21 protein-coding genes are annotated in these 21,083 nt (G+C 41.2%); 7 read left to right on the top strand and 14 right to left on the bottom strand.

Features of this window, described 5'->3' with window-relative positions; genetic code table 11:
* Positions 1-28: 28 nt before the first annotated feature.
* The 3 genes from obgE to rplU form a co-directional block, all read right to left on the bottom strand.
* Positions 29-1,117 (bottom strand): GTPase ObgE, encoded by a 1,089-nt coding sequence (gene obgE / locus ICN28_RS04270; RefSeq protein WP_216286459.1) that lies wholly within the window; start codon positions 1,115-1,117, stop codon positions 29-31.
* Between the two features lie 84 nt (positions 1,118-1,201).
* Positions 1,202-1,462 carry a 50S ribosomal protein L27 gene (gene rpmA / locus ICN28_RS04275; protein WP_216286461.1) on the bottom strand — a complete coding sequence of 87 codons (261 nt, stop codon included), beginning with the start codon at positions 1,460-1,462 and terminating at the stop codon, positions 1,202-1,204.
* Positions 1,463-1,483: 21 nt separating this feature from the next.
* Positions 1,484-1,795, bottom strand: coding sequence for a 50S ribosomal protein L21 (rplU, locus tag ICN28_RS04280; protein ID WP_216286463.1), 312 nt, complete (start codon positions 1,793-1,795; stop codon positions 1,484-1,486).
* Positions 1,796-1,991: 196 nt separating this feature from the next.
* On the opposite strand from rplU, the gene ICN28_RS04285 reads away from it, so the two are divergent.
* Positions 1,992-2,981: a polyprenyl synthetase family protein gene (locus ICN28_RS04285; protein ID WP_216286464.1), complete on the top strand. Its 990-nt coding sequence runs from the start codon at positions 1,992-1,994 to the stop codon at positions 2,979-2,981.
* Positions 2,982-3,110: 129 nt separating this feature from the next.
* The gene (locus ICN28_RS04290; protein WP_216286465.1) at positions 3,111-4,226 is read left to right on the top strand and encodes a Fic family protein; all 1,116 of its coding nucleotides are present in this window, start codon (positions 3,111-3,113) and stop codon (positions 4,224-4,226) included.
* Here the strand turns inward: ICN28_RS04290 and ICN28_RS04295 are convergent, their stop codons facing one another.
* Genes ICN28_RS04295 through ICN28_RS04310 form a run of 4 tightly spaced genes read right to left on the bottom strand, consistent with a single transcriptional unit; the run spans position 4,227 to position 9,012 of the window.
* Positions 4,227-5,003 carry an ATP-binding cassette domain-containing protein gene (locus ICN28_RS04295; RefSeq protein ID WP_216286466.1) on the bottom strand — a complete coding sequence of 259 codons (777 nt, stop codon included), beginning with the start codon at positions 5,001-5,003 and terminating at the stop codon, positions 4,227-4,229.
* Position 5,004: 1 nt separating this feature from the next.
* Complete coding sequence (locus tag ICN28_RS04300) at positions 5,005-5,958, bottom strand: iron ABC transporter permease (protein WP_216286467.1); 954 nt, start codon at positions 5,956-5,958, stop codon at positions 5,005-5,007.
* Positions 5,951-6,796 (bottom strand): hemin ABC transporter substrate-binding protein, encoded by an 846-nt coding sequence (locus tag ICN28_RS04305; protein WP_216286468.1) that lies wholly within the window; start codon positions 6,794-6,796, stop codon positions 5,951-5,953. The genes ICN28_RS04300 and ICN28_RS04305 overlap by 8 nt, the downstream gene beginning before the upstream one ends.
* Positions 6,797-6,828: 32 nt before the next feature.
* Positions 6,829-9,012: a TonB-dependent hemoglobin/transferrin/lactoferrin family receptor gene (locus tag ICN28_RS04310; RefSeq protein WP_216286469.1), complete on the bottom strand. Its 2,184-nt coding sequence runs from the start codon at positions 9,010-9,012 to the stop codon at positions 6,829-6,831.
* Between the two features lie 257 nt (positions 9,013-9,269).
* Here ICN28_RS04310 and ICN28_RS04315 point away from each other — a divergent pair, with 257 nt between their 5' ends.
* From ICN28_RS04315 to ICN28_RS04335, 5 genes are read left to right on the top strand one after another with little or no spacing between them, the layout of a single operon-like run.
* The gene (locus tag ICN28_RS04315; RefSeq protein WP_216286471.1) at positions 9,270-10,547 is read left to right on the top strand and encodes an HlyC/CorC family transporter; all 1,278 of its coding nucleotides are present in this window, start codon (positions 9,270-9,272) and stop codon (positions 10,545-10,547) included.
* Positions 10,540-11,634, top strand: coding sequence for a GspE/PulE family protein (locus ICN28_RS04320; RefSeq protein ID WP_216286473.1), 1,095 nt, complete (start codon positions 10,540-10,542; stop codon positions 11,632-11,634). Before ICN28_RS04315 ends, ICN28_RS04320 begins: the two co-directional genes overlap by 8 nt.
* Complete coding sequence (locus ICN28_RS04325) at positions 11,631-12,635, top strand: type II secretion system F family protein (protein WP_216286475.1); 1,005 nt, start codon at positions 11,631-11,633, stop codon at positions 12,633-12,635. Before ICN28_RS04320 ends, ICN28_RS04325 begins: the two co-directional genes overlap by 4 nt.
* Positions 12,632-13,102 carry an A24 family peptidase gene (locus ICN28_RS04330; protein ID WP_216286477.1) on the top strand — a complete coding sequence of 157 codons (471 nt, stop codon included), beginning with the start codon at positions 12,632-12,634 and terminating at the stop codon, positions 13,100-13,102. Before ICN28_RS04325 ends, ICN28_RS04330 begins: the two co-directional genes overlap by 4 nt.
* 27 nt (positions 13,103-13,129) lie before the next feature.
* Positions 13,130-13,630 carry a surface-adhesin E family protein gene (locus tag ICN28_RS04335; protein WP_370626458.1) on the top strand — a complete coding sequence of 167 codons (501 nt, stop codon included), beginning with the start codon at positions 13,130-13,132 and terminating at the stop codon, positions 13,628-13,630.
* Here ICN28_RS04335 and ICN28_RS04340 read toward each other — a convergent pair.
* From ICN28_RS04340 to ICN28_RS04370, 7 genes are all read right to left on the bottom strand, one after another.
* Positions 13,627-14,766 carry a flagellar biosynthesis protein FlhB gene (locus ICN28_RS04340; RefSeq protein ID WP_216286481.1) on the bottom strand — a complete coding sequence of 380 codons (1,140 nt, stop codon included), beginning with the start codon at positions 14,764-14,766 and terminating at the stop codon, positions 13,627-13,629. The two genes, ICN28_RS04335 and ICN28_RS04340, sit on opposite strands and share 4 nt — an antisense overlap.
* Before the next feature lie 117 nt (positions 14,767-14,883).
* Entirely contained in the window at positions 14,884-15,861 is a 978-nt protein-coding gene (locus tag ICN28_RS04345; RefSeq protein WP_216286483.1) for a flagellar motor protein MotB, read from the bottom strand.
* A 13-nt stretch (positions 15,862-15,874) separates the two neighbouring features.
* The gene (gene motA, locus ICN28_RS04350) at positions 15,875-16,774 is read right to left on the bottom strand and encodes a flagellar motor stator protein MotA (protein WP_216286485.1); all 900 of its coding nucleotides are present in this window, start codon (positions 16,772-16,774) and stop codon (positions 15,875-15,877) included.
* Positions 16,775-16,799: 25 nt separating this feature from the next.
* Positions 16,800-17,675, bottom strand: coding sequence for a flagellin (locus ICN28_RS04355; protein ID WP_216286486.1), 876 nt, complete (start codon positions 17,673-17,675; stop codon positions 16,800-16,802).
* Positions 17,676-17,685: 10 nt separating this feature from the next.
* Entirely contained in the window at positions 17,686-19,560 is a 1,875-nt protein-coding gene (locus ICN28_RS04360; RefSeq protein WP_216286487.1) for a flagellar basal body rod C-terminal domain-containing protein, read from the bottom strand.
* Positions 19,561-19,614: 54 nt separating this feature from the next.
* Positions 19,615-19,944 (bottom strand): hypothetical protein, encoded by a 330-nt coding sequence (locus ICN28_RS04365; protein WP_216286488.1) that lies wholly within the window; start codon positions 19,942-19,944, stop codon positions 19,615-19,617.
* Positions 19,945-21,066 carry a flagellar basal body P-ring protein FlgI gene (locus tag ICN28_RS04370; protein ID WP_216286489.1) on the bottom strand — a complete coding sequence of 374 codons (1,122 nt, stop codon included), beginning with the start codon at positions 21,064-21,066 and terminating at the stop codon, positions 19,945-19,947.
* Positions 21,067-21,083 lie beyond the last annotated feature (17 nt).

A 21,083-nucleotide genomic window follows, 5' to 3' on the forward strand; every position in this document is an offset into this window, starting at 1 on the left:
CTACTCACCTCATTGATTATTTGCTTTACTAAGACTCATCAGAATCTAATGCGTCACCCTGAAAACGAACATCAGCATCATGCTCTTCAGCGTCGTCACGTTCCTTGCGCTTATCATCCAAGTCTTGTTGAATAGCGTAGCAAAGTTTTTGACAGCCTTCGCCAGTCAGCGCTGAGATTTCAAAAACAGGACCCTTCCAACCATATGCTTTAACAAAAGCTTTGATGCGATTGGCTCTCTCATCTTCAGGAATCATATCCACTTTGTTTAAAACCAACCAACGTGGTTTATCAAACAAAGACTCATCGTATTTCTTAAGCTCATTCACAATTGCTTTAGCTTCAGCAACAATATCCAAGTTTTCATCAAATGGCGCCATGTCCACCAAATGCAACAATAAATTCGTACGTTGCAAATGTCTTAGGAAGCGATGACCAAGTCCCGCACCTTCAGCAGCACCTTCAATCAAACCTGGGATATCAGCAATCACAAAACTGCGCTCTTGCCCAACACGAACGACGCCCAAATTAGGATGCAATGTAGTGAACGGGTAATCCGCGATCTTAGGTCGCGCATTGGATACTGCAGTGATCAATGTGGATTTACCTGCATTCGGCATACCCAATAAACCGACATCAGCCAATACTTTCAGCTCTAGACGTAGTTTATGTTCTTCACCTGGTAAGCCAGATGTTTTTTGTCTTGGCGCGCGATTGGTACTACTCTTGAAATGCAAATTACCCCATCCACCTGCACCGCCTTTTGCAAGACATAAGCGCTGCCCATGAAATGTTAAATCTGCAATGACTTCATCGGTATCCATATCATGAATGATCGTACCGACGGGCATGCGCAATTCAATATCTTCGCCCGCTTTACCATAGCAGTCGGCACCTCGGCCTGACTCACCATTTTGAGCGAGATGTTTTTTAGCATATCGATAGTCAACCAAGGTATTGATGTTTCGATCAGCAATAGCGTAAACACTACCGCCTCGACCACCATCACCACCATCAGGTCCACCAAATTCAATAAATTTTTCACGACGCATCGAGGCGCTACCAGAACCACCGTGGCCAGCAACTACTTCAATACGCGCTTCATCGATAAATTTCATAAATTCCAATAAAAAAAGGCCTCGCTGTTGGGCGAGGCCTTATGCTGAGTTCTGAATTTTCTTCGTTATCTCAGTTAAGGCTAATTAAGCTGTCGGAAGTACAGAAACGAATGATTTCTTATCTGCACCTTTAACGCCAAATTGAACATGACCGTCTACCAATGCGAACAATGTGTGGTCTTTGCCACAACCGACGTTCACACCAGGGTGAACGCGTGTACCGCGTTGGCGAACAATGATGCCGCCTGCATTGATGGCTTGACCGCCATAAACTTTAACGCCTAATCGTTTTGACTCTGAGTCACGGCCGTTACGTGTTGAACCGCCGCCTTTTTTCTGTGCCATTTTCTACTCCGCCTCTGCCTATTAGGCCTTAATGGAATTAATCAAAATCTCAGTAAAGTTCTGACGATGACCTTGACGCTTTTGGTAATGCTTACGTCGACGCATCTTGAAGATCTTTACTTTGTCATGACGACCCTGAGAAATAACAGTGGCTTTAACAGTTGCACCACTCACCAATGGCTCACCAAACTTCAGTGATTCGCCTTCGCCTACGGCGAGAACTTGGTCAAGAGTGATTTCACTGCCTACATCCGCTGGTATCTGTTCTATTTTCAATTTTTCTCCAGCAGCAACTTTATATTGTTTGCCACCGGTTTTTATGACCGCGTACATATTGAAATCTTTCTATCAAATCACCACACAACCCTATGTCGTGCAGAGCCATAGATTATAGCCCTAGCTTAATTTCTAGTCAAAAAGTAGAATAAGATGATTGCGATAGAGTTTGTTACTACTTTTTATAATAAAAACCAATTAATTCAATGGGTTAAACTGGTTACCGATCAATAATCAACATTTACATTAGTTAATGAGCACTAACTTACAAACTATTCTTAGCCCTATTTCTTCAGATATGCACGCCTTAAATGACGTGATCAGGGCCAGTTTGCGCTCAGAAGTTGCTCTCATTAACCAAATCTCTGCCTACATTATTGAAGCAGGTGGCAAGCGTATTCGTCCTGCATTGCTGCTTTTAACAGCTCAATCTATCGCCAATGGCAAAGAACTGAATCACCATCTGAGCATGGCAGCAGTTGTGGAATTTATTCATACAGCGACTTTGCTACATGATGATGTGGTTGATGAATCCGACTTACGTCGTGGTAGAGCTACCGCCAATGCTGCTTTTGGCAATGCCGCCAGCGTTTTAGTTGGTGACTTCTTGTATTCCAGAGCATTTCAAATGATGGTGGCGCCGAATGAGCTAAAGATTATGGAAATCTTAGCGGAGGCTACCAACACCATTGCCGAGGGTGAAGTTCTTCAATTGATGAACATGCATGATCCTGATGTCACTGAAGCGCGCTACATGCAAGTCATTCACTATAAAACTGGCAAACTATTTGAAGCATCCTGTGCGTTAGGTTCGCTCCTTGCTAAAGCAACACCAGAGCAGTACCTTGCAGCCGAAGCTTATGGTCGACATATTGGTACAGCGTTTCAGTTAGTTGACGATATCCTTGACTACACCGCTAGCTCCGAGCAAATGGGTAAGAATGCCGGTGATGATTTAAGAGAAGGCAAACCAACCCTACCCTTGATTTATCTTTTAGAGCATGGCACACCGGAGCAAAAGAAATTAGTTAAAAGTGCTATCGAGCAAGCGGAAGAGTTACCTGAGGACCTCTTTCAACAGGTTTATCAAGCCATCATAGAATCTAAAGCTATCGACTACACGCAAGCTGCAGCAGAAAGAGAAGCACAATTGGCTCAGAATGCCTTGGCATGCTTCCCCCAGAATGCTGCCACTCAAAGCTTGATCGATCTTTGCCACTACTCACTCAAAAGATCTACCTAAGCCTCAATCCGTTAAACAGATCATCACAAGGTTTTCATTTTTTTGCTATTCACCGCATAATTTTCAATATTAACCGCATTTTTTGCGGTATTTAACGCCAAAATAAGTTAGTCGGGCTATAATTACCGCATGAAATACGGCGAATATACCTATATCTGGCAACTGAACGATTGGCCAAATTGGCAATTTAATACCTCCATACTAGCTGACAAGATTGCTGAGATTCATCATGCTCGTGGGTATTTATTGGGGCATATTGATCGCCTAGGATTCAATCTCAAACAAGAGGCCTATCTTGAGATCATCTCTGATGATGTGCTAAAAACCAGCCAAATTGAAGGTGAGCTGCTCAATCAAGATGCCGTCAGATCCTCTGTTGCAAAACATATTGGCGTCGATATAGGTGCATTACCGAATAGAGATAGACATATCGATGGTGTGGTTGAAATGATTCTAGATGCCACACAACCCAATAATGACCAACTCACAAAAGAAAAATTATTGACGTGGCATGAAGGATTATTCCCAGAACAAAGTTTGTTAAATCCAATTGAAATAGGAGCGTGGAGAAAAGACTCAAAAGGTCCGATGCAAGTTATATCTGGTCCCATTAGCAAATCTAAAGTTCACTATCAAGCTCCGCCAGCTCAAATTATTGATGAAGAAATTGGTCGATTCATAAACTGGTTTAATCAAGAGTCTTGGCTCGACCCTTTGATAAAAGCAGGCATTGCTCATTTATGGTTTGTGACCATCCATCCTTTTGATGATGGCAATGGTCGAATTGCCAGGGCCATTGGCGACATGGCTTTGGCGAAAGCTGAAAAACTGAACCTGCGTTTTTATAGCCTCTCCGCACAAATTCAAAAAGAGAGAGAAACATACTACGTGCAGCTTGAAAAAACACAAAAAGGCAGCCTCCATATTGATGAGTGGTTAGATTGGTTTTTAAGTTGCCTTTTAAGATCCATTCAGGCATCACAAGCCACACTTCAACACGTAGTGGGGAAAGCTGAATTTTGGCAAAAAAATGGAGGGCAAGCCCTCAATCCAAGGCAAATTAAAATCATCAATAAATTAATAGATGGATTTGATGGCAAGCTAACCAGCTCAAAATGGGCCGTCATCAATAAATGTTCAACCGATACTTCTCTTAGAGATATTCAAGAATTAATCCTCCTCGGGATTTTGAAAAAAACAGAGTCGGGCGGAAGAAGTACAAGCTACGAACTAATCATTGATTAGCTACTGAGCAAAAAAATACCTTGTGCCAGTAGTGGCGTTCAACTGTAAAAAATGATTGCCGTAGAGATGCTCCAAAGACTCTTTCTGAATCTCTAATAATGGGGCATCCATGAACAGTTGACCCTGTTTAAGCAATACACCCCGATCAAAAAACTGCATAGCGTGATTCACATCATGCAATACAGCAAGCACTGCAAGAGATCGTTGAGTAACAAATTGAATCAAACTCTTAAGCAAAAATACTTGTAGGTAGGGATCTAATGCAGCAAACGGCTCATCGACCAACAGGAACCCTCCATGAACATCCCATAGCTGAGCAAATACTTTTGCCATTTGCACCCTTGCTCTTTCACCACCAGATAGTTGATGGTAGTTTCTATGCAACAAATGAGATGCTTGGCATAGGCATAAACATTGCCGAACAATATAGTTCGTTTCATTTTGACAAGGTCTTGAGACTCTTCCCAAACTCACAATCAAGTCAACCGATAAATCAAATCCCACTTCATGGGATTGAGGCAACACCGCTCGTTGATGGCTCAACTCGAGGACAGACCATTCATCCAAAGACTGATTTAAAAAATAAATAGTCCCATCCCCCATTTTTAAATCTTTTGATAGAATTTTTAAAAATGTTGATTTACCCGAACCACTGGGTCCCAAGATCGCAATCTTTTCAGAGTTATGAACACGAAGTTGGGGGATATCAAGTGCTAACTGAGATCCATGATCCCAATACTTTTTTAGTCCCTCAATCGTCAATAATGGATTTGGCATTTCAACCCCTTACTTTCTTTTTAAGCAAATATAAAAAGTATGGCGCCCCAATCAAGGAGGTGAAAATTCCTACAGGCATTTCAGCGGGAAGAGCTAAGGTTCTAGCCAAGGTGTCTGCAATTAACAATAAAAAGCCACCCAAGAATGTTGAGTAGATCAAGACACTTTTTTGATCTGCGCCTAAAACCAAGCGCACCATCTGCGGAGCCATCAGACTAATAAAACCAATCATTCCACAAAAAGCCACACTGACACCACATAAAAGAGCGACTGAAATCACCATCTTCATTTTTAAATGTGTGACATGAATACCCAGATGTTGAGCAACATCTTCACCCAAACTTAAAGCATTAATGGATCCGCTCAATGGATAAATAAAGATAAAAGTGCTCATCAATAAAAAAGAAATCACAGCAACGAAAAACATATTGGCCGAAGCCACAGAGCCAAGCGTCCAAAATGTAAATGTTCGCAGCTGAGAATCATCAGCAAGGTAAATACATAAACCAATCAAAGCTGCTGAAAATGCGTTTAATGCAATACCGCAGAGTAATAAATGACCTATGGAATTAAAAGACAACTGCTTTGAAAGATTCATTAATAGAAAACAACTGAATAAAGCTCCTCCAAAAGCAGCTAGTGGGATGCCAATCATTTCACTAAGCACCCAAACAGGGCTGACGATAATAAATAGGGCAACAGCTAATGCAGCTCCACCCGATATACCCAATAAAGCCGGATCAGCAAGTGGATTTCTAAATAAAGCTTGCGTCATCGCTCCAGAAAAACCCAAACTGGCACCCACCAAAATAGCCAAAAGTGCTCGAGGTAAGCGAATGTCCCAAAAAACAACCGATGTTTTCCAATCCTCCAACGAAAGCGATGCAGGACCTATGAATAAAACACTGATAAAGCCAAGCATGAGCACCAAGCTGACAATCACTAAGTTAAACAAAAAACGCCTTTCTTAACTGAGCAACAGTCATGGGTAATCTTGGTCCAAACCCAAGAAGCTGATTAGCCTCAATAGCGATAAACCGTTGATTCCGAATAGCAGATACGGAAGAAAAATAATGGGTCTTCAATACAGCCATTACATATTTTTCAGATTGCTGTGTCATCAAAATAATGTCTGGATTAGTCTGGATGACTATCTCTTTACTAAAAGATTTATAACCCTTCAAACTAGAAGCGACATTCATGCCTCCCGCGTATTCGATCATGGCATCAGCTTCTGTAGCCTTCCCTCCCACCACAATCTCAGAGCCTCGATGAGATAAGATAAATATAACCTTTGGTGCGACTCCAGACGCCTTACCTCCCCCGCTAGCCATGCCATGGCCTGCTGATAATGGCGCCCACTCATCCAAAAGACGCTCTGTTAACCAATCCCCTTTCTTAGACACATCAAATAAATAAGCTAGCTCTTTAATGGTTTGCAATAAACCTTCAAAACGATGATGTGAATCAAACTGAGAAAAGTGAATTTTTTTATTCCTTTTAAGAATTGTCACAACATGCTGGGGTCCAGCATTTGCCGAACACACTACGTGAGTCGGCCTCATCGAGAGAATGCCTTCAGCAGACAAGGTTCTTGCATACCCCACATTGGGTAAAAGATTCGCCATGCTCGGAAAATTAGAACTTGTATCAACACCCACCAGATATTTTTCGAGACCCAACTCATACATGATTTCAGTCAATGCCCCGCCAATACAAACAACTCTGATGGGAGTTTCTGCTCTAACAAAAGAACTCCACCATGCGGATGTAGCACATAAAGCCATTGGCATCTGGCAAATAGATCTTCTATTCAGATTAATCATTAAAAGTCATACCTCGCACCTAATGAAATATTTCTTCCTGGAGCGCTATACGCATCAATCACTGGGGAAGCAGCTTCTAAGCCCCTCACATCAGACCATCTCCAATACTTTTTATCGAACAGATTGTTGATGCCAGCCAAGATGGTCAGTTGGGATATCGGCTTCCATTGGCTCTGCAGATTAATAACAGAATAGGAGGGAGCCACATATTGGCTAACCTGATTTCTAGTTTTTATATCTGTAACAGTTCCAACATCTTTGTCTTTTTTAGCCCACGTATGAGACCAATGCAGACTGTTTTGCCAATGAGCAGTTTGATAGATCAAACCAAGTGCCGCCCTCATCGGTTGAATCGTGTCTAATTCAGATTGAACGCCTTTTGCCGATTGTTTATAACCAGTTGAGGTCACCCACCCTGATGTCAGTCGCCAGTTCGAATCAATAGCACCTTCCATACGTAAATCCATACCTTGGATTTGTGCCTGCGTATGATTAACATATTGGTAAATAAGCGGATCGCCACGCCGCCCAGTGCCACCAATCACTTGGTGCTCAATAAAATCTTTGTATTCATTACGGTAAGCTGCTGCCTGGTATCGCCAAGCCCCCACTTTTCCCTTGAGACCAATTTCAATTCCTTGAGAAGTTTCTGACTTGAGATCTGGATTGCCTTTACTAGTGTAACCATGTCTTAAATTAGAAAACCCATTGTTAATTTGGTCTTGAGTTGGTGCTTTAAACCCTTTTGCCAGATTGATATAAGGATGCGCAAAAGGTTGATATTTCCAAATGGCGGCAAGACTTGGGGACCATGCACTGTCGGTCAAATTGACTGTAGGGAGCGAATACCCGAACTGCTCCGATTGATAGGCATATTTATCAAAACGAAGCGCCGGTATAAAACCATAAGCCAGGCCATCTAGTTCAAGCTGAGTAAATAGTCCTGCTTGCTCTTTTATAGAGTCGGGGTGATATTTGATCTGATCACTGTAATCACCTGATCTTTGAACTGATTGTTTAACTTCAGATCGCTGTATATCAAAGCCATAGGTCCACTTTTGCGAACTTACACCCTCGATATAGTGTGTTAATTGAGTTTTAAGGCCTGTAGATTGATCTTTTGTTTGATTATTTCTTTGTCGGTCAACCAATCTATCTTCAATGGTTAATTGGTGAACTTGAGATTGCTGCATCCACAACTTAATATTCAACTCATCTTCAAAACCTAATATTGGATTTTTGGAGTTGAAATCTATTGAAAATCTTTGTCGTTGAATTCGATCTTGCGCATCCAGGTCAAATACCTTAGCAGATCTACCGCTATATAACTCGGTATCTCTTTGCTTATCCAGATCCTCAACTGTGACTAAGATACTTTGAGATGTTGAAAATTTTCTTCTTAATTTCGCCAGCAAATAATTTTGTTGATTTTTCTCAGGGTTTGAAACCGTTCTGAGATCATTAAGGCTGCCATTTGAACCTTGATTTTTTAGTTCAGAACCATAGGCATTAGACGAAAGCAGCATGACATCCCATTCATTACCTCGTTCTGCTAGGGCTATAGCGCCCATGCTGGATTGATTAACGGTTCGACCAACCCCCTTGATATATCCACCTTTATTATTTCCTGCTTGAAGAACATCATCCATGGTTAATGTTTGAAAATGAATGGCACCTGCAAGACCATCACTGCCATATTGGGTAGCCGTAGGCCCCCTTAGCACCTCCACCAATGAAATACCTTCCATTTCAAGGTAATCTACTCTTCCTGTAGAAGCAGCCCCATAGTTAAATGCTTGGGCAACTGGAATACCATCTACCATCAATAAAACTTGATTACCTTCTAAACCACGAATATTGATACTCTCTTGACCCGATCTTCCTGTGCCTGCAGCAATACCAAAACGTGCCCCTTGCGAACGAACCTCCACATCTAACTCTTCCTCAAATAGATCTTTGATGTCTTTGCTATTTTTTCTTTTAATGTCCTCATAATCAAACACACTAACCGAGCTAGGCGTTTCCAATATGTGACGCTCACCTTTGGTTGCAATAACTGCAATGGGCTCCAAATGAGTGATGCTTGCATAGTCTCTGTTACTTGCGTAAGCAGTTACGGATGGAGCAATCAGCAGACTAGCTAGCAGCTTGATAGCAGAATGGGGTGAAGTTTGATGTATCACGTTAGCCTCTCCAATAAAACACTGGCTGGCTAACAAAGGGCTGCTGGCTTGTGTAAAAAAAGTGCTTAATTGAGCACTCTTAAAAACTTTATCACAGATGAGAACTATTCTTATTAACGTGGTTATTTTTCCCCATTTGTAGGAAATTTCCTACAAAATAATCAGCCACCAAGAAGGGGATTATTCTTAGCTTTCTCATGGAAATGCATCATGGTTTGCTATAGTCACTCTCATATCAATCGATCTAGAAAGTATTCATGGATTCCTGGCTTAATAATTGGCCCTGGTGGACACAACTTGCACTAGTTGCGTTACTTTTAATTTTTTCTGCTTTTTTCTCTATTGCAGAGACCAGCATGATGGCAGCCAACCGCCATAGAATCCGACATCTCGCTCACAGAGGAAATAAAGGAGCTAAGAATACGCTCGAGTTAGTTGGCAAAACAGAACAACTGCTATCCGTCATTTTGATCTGCAATAACGTTGTGAATACTATTGTTCCTGTTTTACTAACCGGTATTGCGTTACATGCTTTTGGTAATAGCGGCTCTGTTTTATCAATCAGTACCGGTGTAGCAGCAATCTTAATTATTATTTTCTGTGAAATTACGCCCAAGGTAATTGGCGCCACTTACCCCGAGCGAATTGCTATGGGCGCAAGCTGGATTATCAAGCCCTTGATTGTGATTCTCAAACCCGCCATGTGGTTGATTAATGTATTCGTTACCGGGTTACTAAAAATTCTTAGGGTCGATACAGCAGCCAATAAAAATTCCCAAATGAGTCCCGAAGAATTACGCTCTGTTGTTTTAGAGTCAACACATTTCATCCCGAATAAGCATCGTAGTATTTTGGTGAATCTATTCAACTTAGAAACCATTCAAGTGGATGATGTGATGACGCCACGCGCCCGCATGGAAGTTTTGGATTTTTCAAAGCCGATTGAAGATGTGATTCACCAGTTAGAAACTTGCTATCACAACAAATTACCCGTTTGCGGTGAAGATACCGATAAGGTGATTGGCATCTTGGCCGTTCGAAAGGCGCTGAGCTTATTAGGTGATCAAAATTTAGAGCACCATCACTTTAAAGAACTATTAAGCGAACCCTACTTCATTCCAAGTGGCACACCTGTTTTACAGCAACTCCAGTTCTTCCAAGAGAACCAAGAGCGAGTGGGCCTTGTCGTGGATGAATATGGCGTGTTACAAGGCTTGGTTACGATTGAGGACATCTTAGAAGAATTAATCGGTGAATTCACAACCTCTTTGCCAGATTTATCTGCAAAAACAAAATGGTTGCCTGATGGTACTTACTTGGCCGATGGAACAGCGAGCTTAAGAGATTTAAACCGGTTGTTGGGTTTAAATTTACCAACGGATGGTCCTAAAACATTAAATGGTTTGTTAATTGAAACTCTCGAAGACATCCCAGATAACAACGTCAGCGTCAAGTTAGATAAAGTGGTGATGGAAATTATTCAGGTAGATGAGCAAATCATTAAAACCATTCGCATCTATAAGCCGAATGTCTGAAGATGATGCAGTTATTCATTTCTGGCAAAACATCATTGATCAAGCTCTCCTTAAAAAAGCGAGCGACATCCATATTGAGCCGGAAAGTGGGCTTAGCCATATTCGACTGAGAGTCGACGGTCATCTCAGCCATTTAGCAACTTCACCAGCCCAATGGCACGAAAGAATTGCAAGTCGCATCAAAATTCTTGCAAGATTAGATATCTCGGAAAAACGTTTGCCCCAAGACGGGCAAATGCTAGTTCACTCGCATCAAAACCATACGATCGATTGCCGCGTCTCAACGCTACCAACTTTGCATGGTGAAAAAATTGTTTGCCGACTACTTAATCGAGATGATGAAAGTTTATGTCTTGATCGACTTGGATTACAAGATCATCAACTAAAACAATTAGAGAATGCTTTAAATCAACCCCAAGGATTTATTTTAGTCACCGGTCCAACTGGTAGCGGTAAAACACAAACTCTATATTCTTGCCTGAAATATCTTCTTGATGGTAGTAAAAACATTAGCAGCATTGAAGACCCCATTGAAATTCAATTAAAAGGCATCAATCAAGTACAGGTCAGCGAAAAAACAGGGCTTCGTTTTGATGTGGCATTGAGAGCTCTGATGAGACAGGATCCTGATGTCATCATGTTGGGTGAGATTAGGGATAGTGAAACTGCCAAAATTGCATTTCAAGCAGCTCAAACTGGACACTTAGTATTAGCGACGCTTCATGCAAATGATGCGCCATCAGCACTATGGCGACTTAAGCACTTGGGCGTTAGCCATAACGACCTATCCAATGATTTGCTTTGCATCACAGCGCAAAGATTAGTTCGTTTAATTTGCCACCAATGCGGCGGAAAAAATAAGCCCTGTGATGTTTGCCAAGATACTGGTTTCAAAGGTAGAACAGCCGTTCATCAAGTTATGCCCATGACGCCATCCATCCGCTCTCTTGTCGATCACAATGCCTCTTTATTGGATATCCAGATGCAATGCAAAAATGAAAACATCCTATCCCTGAAAGAGAGTGCGCAGTTATTGCTCGAAAAAAGCATCACAACCTTGCATGAAATTCAATCTCAAATAGCATGAAAGATTTAGAACAACTTCAAATCAGCAGGCAACTCAGCATACTGATTGCTTCTGGAATACCTTTATTAGACGCTATCAAGTTGATGGAGATTGCCCCTATTGAGAAATATCTTAATCAAGGACAAAGTCTGTCATTTGCTCTTAATCAATTAGGCTTTCATTCATTTTGCATAGGTCTAATTAAAACCGGAGAAGCCAGTGGTAGCCTCCATGAAAGCCTTAAACAAACAACTGTCTTTCTTGATAAGAAAATCAAACTCAAGAAAAAAATTAACAAGGCCTTACATTACCCTGCGACAGTTTTATTCATCTCCTTACTTGTCCTATTCGCGATGTTTCAGTGGGTCATACCCAGCTTTGAGAGTATGTTCAAAAATTTTCAAGCCGAGTTACCTATTCCAACACAACTACTTATTCATGCATCACACTGGGTTAATCATTATTTTTTCTATGGCTTGATAGGGTTATTTTTAATTTATTTAGTGATTTATAAGATCTGGCAGTCAAATGTGGCATTTCAAAAATGGTTAGATCAACTAATTTTGATCATTCCTATATATGGAAAAATCAGAAAAGCCACCATCGTTACCCAATTAACTAGAAATATAGGCATTCTTTATGGAAATGGCATCCCCATATTAGAAGCCCTTCGTTCAACAGCCCTTAATTCTAATGATTGGGTTACCCTGTCCTTATGCTCAAAAGTTAAATTATTGCTTTCTCAAGGCCGGTCATTTTCAGACGCTCTAAAAATAGTGGACCATCATCACTCTTTAGTGAGAAAAGAATATTGGCAATTAATTAAAATGAGTGAATGTTCTGGTGATCTTGGAAAAACACTTTTATCAATTGCTCAACAAGAAGAGGAAAAGCTAGACCACCTCGTTGATCAATTAACTCAAAGCCTTGAGCCATTGTTGATGCTATTCATGGGTATTTTAATTGGTGGATTGGTAATTTCTTTGTACTTGCCAATTTTTGAAATGGGGCAAATCTTGTGATTGATTTAATTTTTGCTGGGATAGTGATTAGCGTTCTTTTAGTTTTATCGTGGATTGATTTCAGAACATTCTTACTGCCCGATTATTTAACCCTTCCTTTAATAGCTTTGGGTTTAATTGCCAACTATGCTGGGTGGATTCAGTGGACTACTCCCTCATCCGCACTAATTGGCGCGGCAATAGGCTGGGGCTCTATCTACACTCTCAATTGGGTTTATAGAAAGCTTAAGGGTATCGACGGTATTGGCATGGGAGATGCCAAGCTTTTAGCTGCATTGGGAGCCTTTTTAGGCTGGGAGGCCCTACCCTATATTTTGATTGTTGCCTCATGTTCGGGCCTTGTTGGTGGATATATCTGGCTCAAAGCGCATCATGAAGGATATTCCCAAGCTTTTCCATTTGGTCCATTTATTGCATTTGGTGGCATCATATTTCTTTCATACCGCCTCTTTGTGCTAAATTCATAACAAATGGGAATATACGAATTGGAAAATATGAAAAAAGTCCTTTTTAGCCTTTTTTTAATTGGCTTTTCAAGCTGCGCACTTGCAAAGTGGACTGCCATTAATGAGTCTAAAAGCTATTTTTATGATCCCAGTACTTTTAGCTCTCAAGGTAAATACGCAAAAGTTTGGGGCATTATCAATTACGAAGATCCTGTACCAAATGGGTATCCAAAGTCTAAAAAGTTTTTACTGGAAAGTGACTGCCTAGAGGAACAAGTTAAAACATTGATGTTTATTTTTACAGCTGATCAGATGGGTAAAGGCGAGGTGATGGCTGAAAGTAATCAACCCTACTCTTCCTGGAGAAAATTTCAGCCTAACTCTATCGAGGCTGCTCTTTTTAACATTAGCTGCAGGTCAAAAATATCTAATGAATCCGCCAACACCACCTCTGAATCAGCATCAGATAATGAAGAGACATTAGATGAAGATGAGGAAATTGTTGGGGAAATTGCTGGAGAAACTGCTGAAGAAAAAGCAGCTAATTAGTTCTTTCTTGCCTTCAACTTATCCCCATCCAAGTCTGGAAGCTCACCAATCTCAGGCAGATCTTTATTTGGATCAATACCCTCTTTGATCTCATAAGCCCAGGCTAACACCTTAGCAACGGCCTCAAACAATTGAATTGGAACAGGCTGACCAATATCCAATCTAGCATGCATCAAACGAGCTAAAGGAGGGATACGAGCAATAGGCACCTGATGCTCCTTTGCTAATTCCTGAATCCGTAAGGCAATATCATCCATACCTTTAGCCACCACAATTGGTGCCGCCATCTTATCTTGGTCATAGCGCAATGCAACGGAGTAGTGATCAGGGTTGGCTAAGATAACATCTGCCTTTTCAATTGCCTGCATCATCCGTGACGTAGCAATTTGTCGTTGCTTTTGTCGAATTTTGGCACGCAATTCAGGTGAGCCTTCAGACTCTTTGATTTCTTGGCGCATTTCTTCTTGAGTCATGCGCATTCTTTTTTGGAAGTTAAACCATTGAAAAAATGTATCTCCAAAAGCAATGAATGCCATCGGAATTAACAAAAACATAAAGCCATACATAACTAGGCTATAGGACTGTGACAGTGCCACGCTTAAATCTTGATTAACCAACAAACTCAAACTACCCAATAAACCCACTAAATAAAGTAGGCCAACACCTAGCAATAATGAAGCTTTAAAAATATTCTTAATCAACTCAGCCAATGTATTCACTGAAAACATTCGCCCCAATCCTGCAATTGGATCAAGACGAGAAGGATTAAATTTAAATGCAAAGATGGGTTTAAAAGACACAAGGGAAAGTGGTGAGAGCGCTGAAATGATCCATAACGGAACCATAATCATCGCCAAAATACCGCATAAACCAAGAAATGATCCAAATGCCCACTGATTTAGATGATCCATCCAACGATCTGGAGTAGTAAAAGTCAATCCATCCTTTACCAAGGAAATCATTTGACTCATAAAGATAGGGCCAAGTAAAAAAACAAAGATAGGAAGTGCTAATAAAACTGCAAAAGTAGACAAGTCTTTTGACTGAGGTAATTGACCTTCCTCGCGAGCTTTTTGTATTCGCCGTTCCGAGGGCTCTAACGACCGCTCTTCCTGATTTTCATTATCATCAGCCAAACTTAATCCTTATATTTTTCTTAATTACCAAATCATACCTTTTTGTTTGGCAACTAAGAAAAAAGCCCTCAATTGAGGGCTTTAGTTATGCTCAAAAAAGATTCTGAAGTGAGCTGATTAAGGCTTAGGTCCAGGCAAAACCACTGCTGGATTTCGCGGAGTACCTACCGGAGCAGCATTGCCAGCTGGTGGCGTTGTTCTCACAGCAGGTGTAGGACTAGCTATTGGCTTCCCCTCATCCTTAAACTTGGTGTTCATATGAGAAAAGGCAGTGATTGAAATTCGTCTATTGAGTGGATTGTTTGGTTCTCCAGGAATTAGATGAACCGTATCTGCATAGCCTGATACCTGTGCAATTTTCTCAGCACCCAAACCACCCGCCATTAACTCTCTTCGAGCTGAATTAGCACGCTCTGTTGAAAGCTCCCAATTGGTATAAGCGCTACCCGTTTTGTATTGCAAATTATCAGTATGTCCTTCAACTTTAATTTGAAATTTTGAAGCGGATAACGCTGGTGCCAACTTACGTAAGACAGCTCTGGTGCTCTCTTCCATTGAGTTACTACCAATATTAAACATTGGTTTTTTAGTCTCAGATAGAATGATCTTTAATCCTTCGACGGTTTCCTCTACAAACATTTGATTGTTTGCATTAATAAGGCCTGCGTTTTCAGCAATTAATCTCTCAATTTCTTTTTTAAGTTCTGCCATACGCTGCATATCAGCTTTTGCTGAATTAGCCTCGGACATTGTTGACTGCCCTTTGCTCATACCCTCATCAGGCTTATCTTCTTTACCGTCTTTAATGCTCTTGCTGTCGCCCTGCCCTTTTAACTCAGGGTTGGCACCAATTTCGTTTAACTGATTTTCACCTTTGGTGACGGTTCCTCGAAGCGGCTCTTTAAAATAATCTGCAACGCCTTCTCTTTGTTTTTGTGGAAGCATATTAATGATCCACATAATCATGAAGAAAGCCATCATGGCAGTCACAAAATCGCCATAAGCAAGCTTCCAAGCACCCCCATGGAAAGACTTCTTTACCCTTTTACGAGGGCGGCGAATCACAAGCGTCGCGTTGGAATTATTGAAAGCCATAAATAGTCGCTAATTATTTAGCTCTAACCACTTCTCTAGTTCCTTCTTCTAACTCTTCGAATGAAGGACGTTGATCTGAGAAAAGAACTTTTCTACCAAACTCAACAGCGGCAGAAGGTGGGAAGTTATTTAAATGTGCCAACAAAATAGCTTTGACCGCTGAATATGGACGAATCTCAACTTCCGCATTGTGCTCAAGAACTTTGGCAACTGGAGATACGATAGCGTAAGACAACAACACACCCAAAAAGGTACCAACCATCGCAGCAGCAATTTTTTCACCAACAGAAGGGTCGTTAATATATTGCATAGAAATCACAACACCCATAATGGCCGCAACAATACCAAATGCCGGCAAACCATCTGCCATGGTGTGCACAGCTACAGCAGGTGTTGATGCTTCATCATGTAACACATCAATCTCTTGCTCCATCAAACTTTCAAACTGCACCAAGTCCATAGAACCAGCCAGCATCATACGTAAATAGTCAGTGATAAAGTCGATCATTTTCTGATCATCTCTCACCGTTGGATATCGATTAAAAATAGGGCTTGTCTGAGGCTCTTCAATATCTGACTCCAGAGACATCAGGCCATTGCGCTTGATTTTTTGAGTTAGTTCAAACATCAAGCATAACAACTCAACATTTGATTCTTTGTTGATTTTATTCGGCTTAAAAATATTACGAACAGCAAGCCAGATTTTAGATAGCACGCGTTTTTTATTAGAGGCAATCATTGCACCAAAAGAAGCACCAATAATAATCAGATACTCAAAAGGTTGCCACAAATGGAAAAGAGAATTTCCAACCGCATAAAAACTTATAGGCTCAGTTGATCCATGAAGGCTGACACCTACATAGCCACCTATCACGCTAAATATAGCAATAATCCAACCTATTGTTAAGTTCATGGTTCTACTCTTTCAACTAAATTGATCACAACTTATCAAACAAACTTGACGTTTGAAGTTTGGAAAAAATATTTTGGGCGGCCTGCAATAATGTTTGTGAACGACTTAAATTAGCAGATGCTTCTGCAATATCGGTATCCAACATGACTGCACGAGCATTTTCAAGATTACCCATCTTTGTTTCAACTGCATCCTGCGAGCCTTCAATTTGCTTACTTAGAAGACCTGATTTAACCTGAGCCGCTCTTACCTGAGTCACAGCAATATCAAGGTTTGCCGCGACTTCGGTCGAAGGGACAGTAGGAGGATTACCAGTCAACGCACTAACAACACTATTAGCAATTGCAATGACGTCCACATATGCGCCACCAACTGGAGCGCCAGCAGAGCTGTTATAGCGCCCCATTGATTCAGAAAGACTAATGCCTTCTGGTATGAAAACATTTGGTTCAATTTCAACATTACCAACTGAGTCAGTACCTACAGGCAATGGCTTTAGAATTGGGCGACCACTTGAGTCTTTTGCATCGGTCAATTGAATAATTAAATCACGTAATGATGCTGCTTTCTGCCCAAGCGCCGATAGGTCCGATTGACCTGAAGCTCCATTTGACTGGGCAACCACCTGCTTTAAAGATGACATCGCTGTATAAATGCTACCTAATTGCGCCTCAATCACATTGGTGCGATCAATCATTAATTTTTGATTATTTTGAAACATTTCAAACTGGGCTTTATCAAAGGCGTATTTCATACCCAAACCAATATCTGCAGGGCTATCTGAAACATTTTGATATTTTTTACCGGATGAAATCTGAGTTTGATACTTCATAGTATCGCCGGCATGATCCTGAATCGATTTCACACCCGCATCAAACATTTGTTGGCTACTAATTCTCATAAGTTACCCCTTAAGCATTCATAGCTGAAAGTAATGTCATAAACATTTGATTAGCTGTTTGCATAACCTTACTTGCAGCGCCATACAACTGCTGAAACTTAATCATATTGGCAGCTTCCTCATCTAGATTAACTCCAGATATCGACTCTTTACGATTATTAAGCTGACTTTCAATAGAAGTATTGGCTTTATCAAGATTCTTCCAGTTAGCAATTGCACTGCCCACTTGAGATGTCATGATGGTCAATGGTTGACTAAAGTTATCACGAAGAGCCTCAATATCATTGGCCGCCTTGGCATCGAGCACTGGGGAAACAGTTGTGTCAAATGGTATGTTAGAAGTAAATAAGCTTGGATCATAAGTATGACCGGCTGAACCATTAACAATAGATGCAATAGTTGTATTGTAAGAAGGTGACTTAGGGTCAGACATTCTCATAATGTCTGTTGCTGTTAACAACCTAGCAGTAGAACTAGAACTCTTAGTAAATACGTGAGTAGCTGGGTCTTCAACCCACTTATCTGAAAAATCACTAGGCAACGCCGTAACCACACTACCGCCTGAGGTCGTTGACTTAAAACCAAAAACTGAAGTTATAGAGGCGCCACTGACTGTTTTAACAGCATTAACATCTCTCGCTAATGTAATGGCGAAGGAAGTCAGTTGCTGCTTAAGTTTAGGTACAAAATTACTTAAAATTTCAAAAGCAGCACCGGCTTGGCCAAGTTGAAATGATGTTTTAGTTTGTAGCTGCGATAATTCTGATGAAAAACCAGGACTTAATGTAAGACCTGAACCAACACCTGTAATTGCAGAAGTTTCATAGGGCCCGGACTTTGTGTAGCTGTATTTACCAATATCAATTGGTGATAACTTTGTGACGGCACCAGTACCATCAACTTCCATTACCCTAAAACTTGCTGGATTTGCTCCTGCGATTGGCATTGAAACAACATCATTAACTGCGTAGCCGCTTCCTCTGTTAGCAAAGAATGATGGAGCATCAATAAAATCTCCAACAGCCGTAGATAAAGAGTATGAAATTGGAAGCTGAGTAAATTGTGTATTCAATGGAGATAAATTTCTCTTAAGACCATCTCCAGTCTGAATCTTTATTTCATAAATACTTGTAGAGGTATTGGTATTAACAAACTTATTAGCTGTTTGACGATCAACTAAAAAGACGCCGCCTACTTGAAAACTTGCGGTGCCATCTTCATGCATCAAAGTTGACCCGCCTAAGAGGTCTTGCAATCTCATGGTAATTCGATCACGCTCATCTAATATGTCTGCAGATGGCGTTGTATTGCCCATTGATGTTCCTGCCAATACTTCTAAATTAATCCTGGCAAGCTCTGGCGCTATAGCATTAGCCTCTTCCAAAACCGCAGTTAATTTTGCTTGAGTACTCGTTTCAAGCTGAGAAATAACCTCTGAAAAACTGCTCACCCTTGAAGCAACTTGCGTTGCTGTGGCAGCAAAGTTCTGAATATTTGTAATATTGCCTGCATCAGATGCCAAGGTACCTGCTGCATTGAAGAACTTTGACACAGCCTCGGAAATTGAATTGGAAGGATCCATCATCAAAGAATCCAAACCAGCAACAGTCTCTAATAAAGTAGCTGTATAACTGGACTTACTTCTTTGCTGAAGCATTTGTTTATTCAGTAATGCATCCGTAAAACGAGTGAAACCCTCAACGGAGAATGCAGTACCTGTAATTGCTCTTGAGTTAGGAGCCATCACATTCACGATTGTTGTTGAACGACGACGGCTATACCCTTCAACTGATGCACCAGCAACGTTCTGCGATGTCACCGTTAAGCCTGATTGGGCAGACTCTAATGCGGAATAGGCAGCGTTAATGATGGACAAGTTGCTCACAAATTTCTCTCTATTTAGTTATTGACTGCAATAAATACGTAACCACACAGACTATTACGGATTTTTTCCAGAATTGATTAGTTTTGCCATATCACTCTGTCTTAACATTTGCTCAGTCATTTTCTGAGAAAAACCTAGGCCTTTGCCCTGGGTCAATAAGCCAGCCATCTGATCGTCAACCATTTCTAGGTAGCCGTTACTAATATCCTGCTTTTCAGAAAACGATGATTTACGCACTTCACGAAGCATTTGTCGGACCAATATGGTTTCAAAGCCACGCGCAGCCTCTTCCACTTGCTTTGCTTGAGCCTGATTCTTAAAGTCAGCGTTATTCGCGCCACCTACAGAACCAAGACTCCAAGGAGAAGAGTTAATCGAAGTCATTTAGATAACTTCCAAATCTGCTTTAAGAGCACCAGAGGCCTTCATGGCTTGTAAAATTGCAATGAGGTCTTGAGGGCTTGCACCCAACATATTGGGAGCTTTAACAACATTCTCAAGGGATGCGCTTCCAGCTGAATAACTTAAACCACCCTTGCCTTGATCGATAGTGATTGTGTCATTAGACGTAACGGCTGTTCTGCCACCGCTAAATGGCCCAGGCTGACTAACGCTAGGTGCTTGATTCACTCTAATTGATAGGTTCCCGTGAGCAACCGCAAATGGTGCCAACTTAACGGATTGATTCATAACCACAGAACCCGTTCTTGAATTCAGAACAACCTTGGCTGCGTCAGGCACTGTTCGCACATCCAATTCTTGCAACTCAGCCATGAAAGATATTCTGCTCATTGGATCTGTCGGTACTCGTACATTCAATGAACGCGCATCCAAGGGCATAACAGTCCCACGTCCAAAACGACGAACAATAGCGTCAGCAGTTCTCTGCATCAAAGTAAAGTCACTATTTTTCAAGTCAATTTGAACAAACTCACTTGGAGCAGCTGTTGGTGTCGAGCGCTCAATAAGAGCTCCTGATGGTATTCTTCCAGCAGATAAATGATTGATACTTACTCGAGCGTTTTGAGTTGATGCACCTGCTCCAGAAACAACCATTGAGCCTTGCGCTTGCGCATAAACTTGGCCATCTGCAGCGCGTAAAGGCGTCATTAATAATGTGCCACCCTTTAGGCTTCTAGAGTTACCCATCGCTGAAACCGTTACATCAATTTGCTGACCTGGACGACCCAAAGCTGGCAACTCAGCGGTAACCATCACAGCAGCCACATTACGTAATTGAGTTTGGCTCTGTCCTGGCGGAATAGTCACACCCAAAGAAGATAACATCGCTGTAACACTCTGCAATGTAAATGGTGTTTGAGTCGTTAAATCACCAGTACCATCCAAACCAACTACTAAGCCATAACCTACTAATTGGTTAGGTCTTTGACCAGCAATATTGGAAATATCTTTAATTCTGTCAGCTGAAGCAGTTGGCGAAACAGCAAACTGTGATGCCAATACAAGTAAAGTCACCAGAGATTTAATTAATTTTGAATTTTTCATTTTTTAGGCCTTAATTT

It is taken from the genome of Polynucleobacter sp. 30F-ANTBAC (assembly GCF_018882385.1).
Taxonomy (GTDB): Bacteria; Pseudomonadota; Gammaproteobacteria; order Burkholderiales; family Burkholderiaceae; genus Polynucleobacter.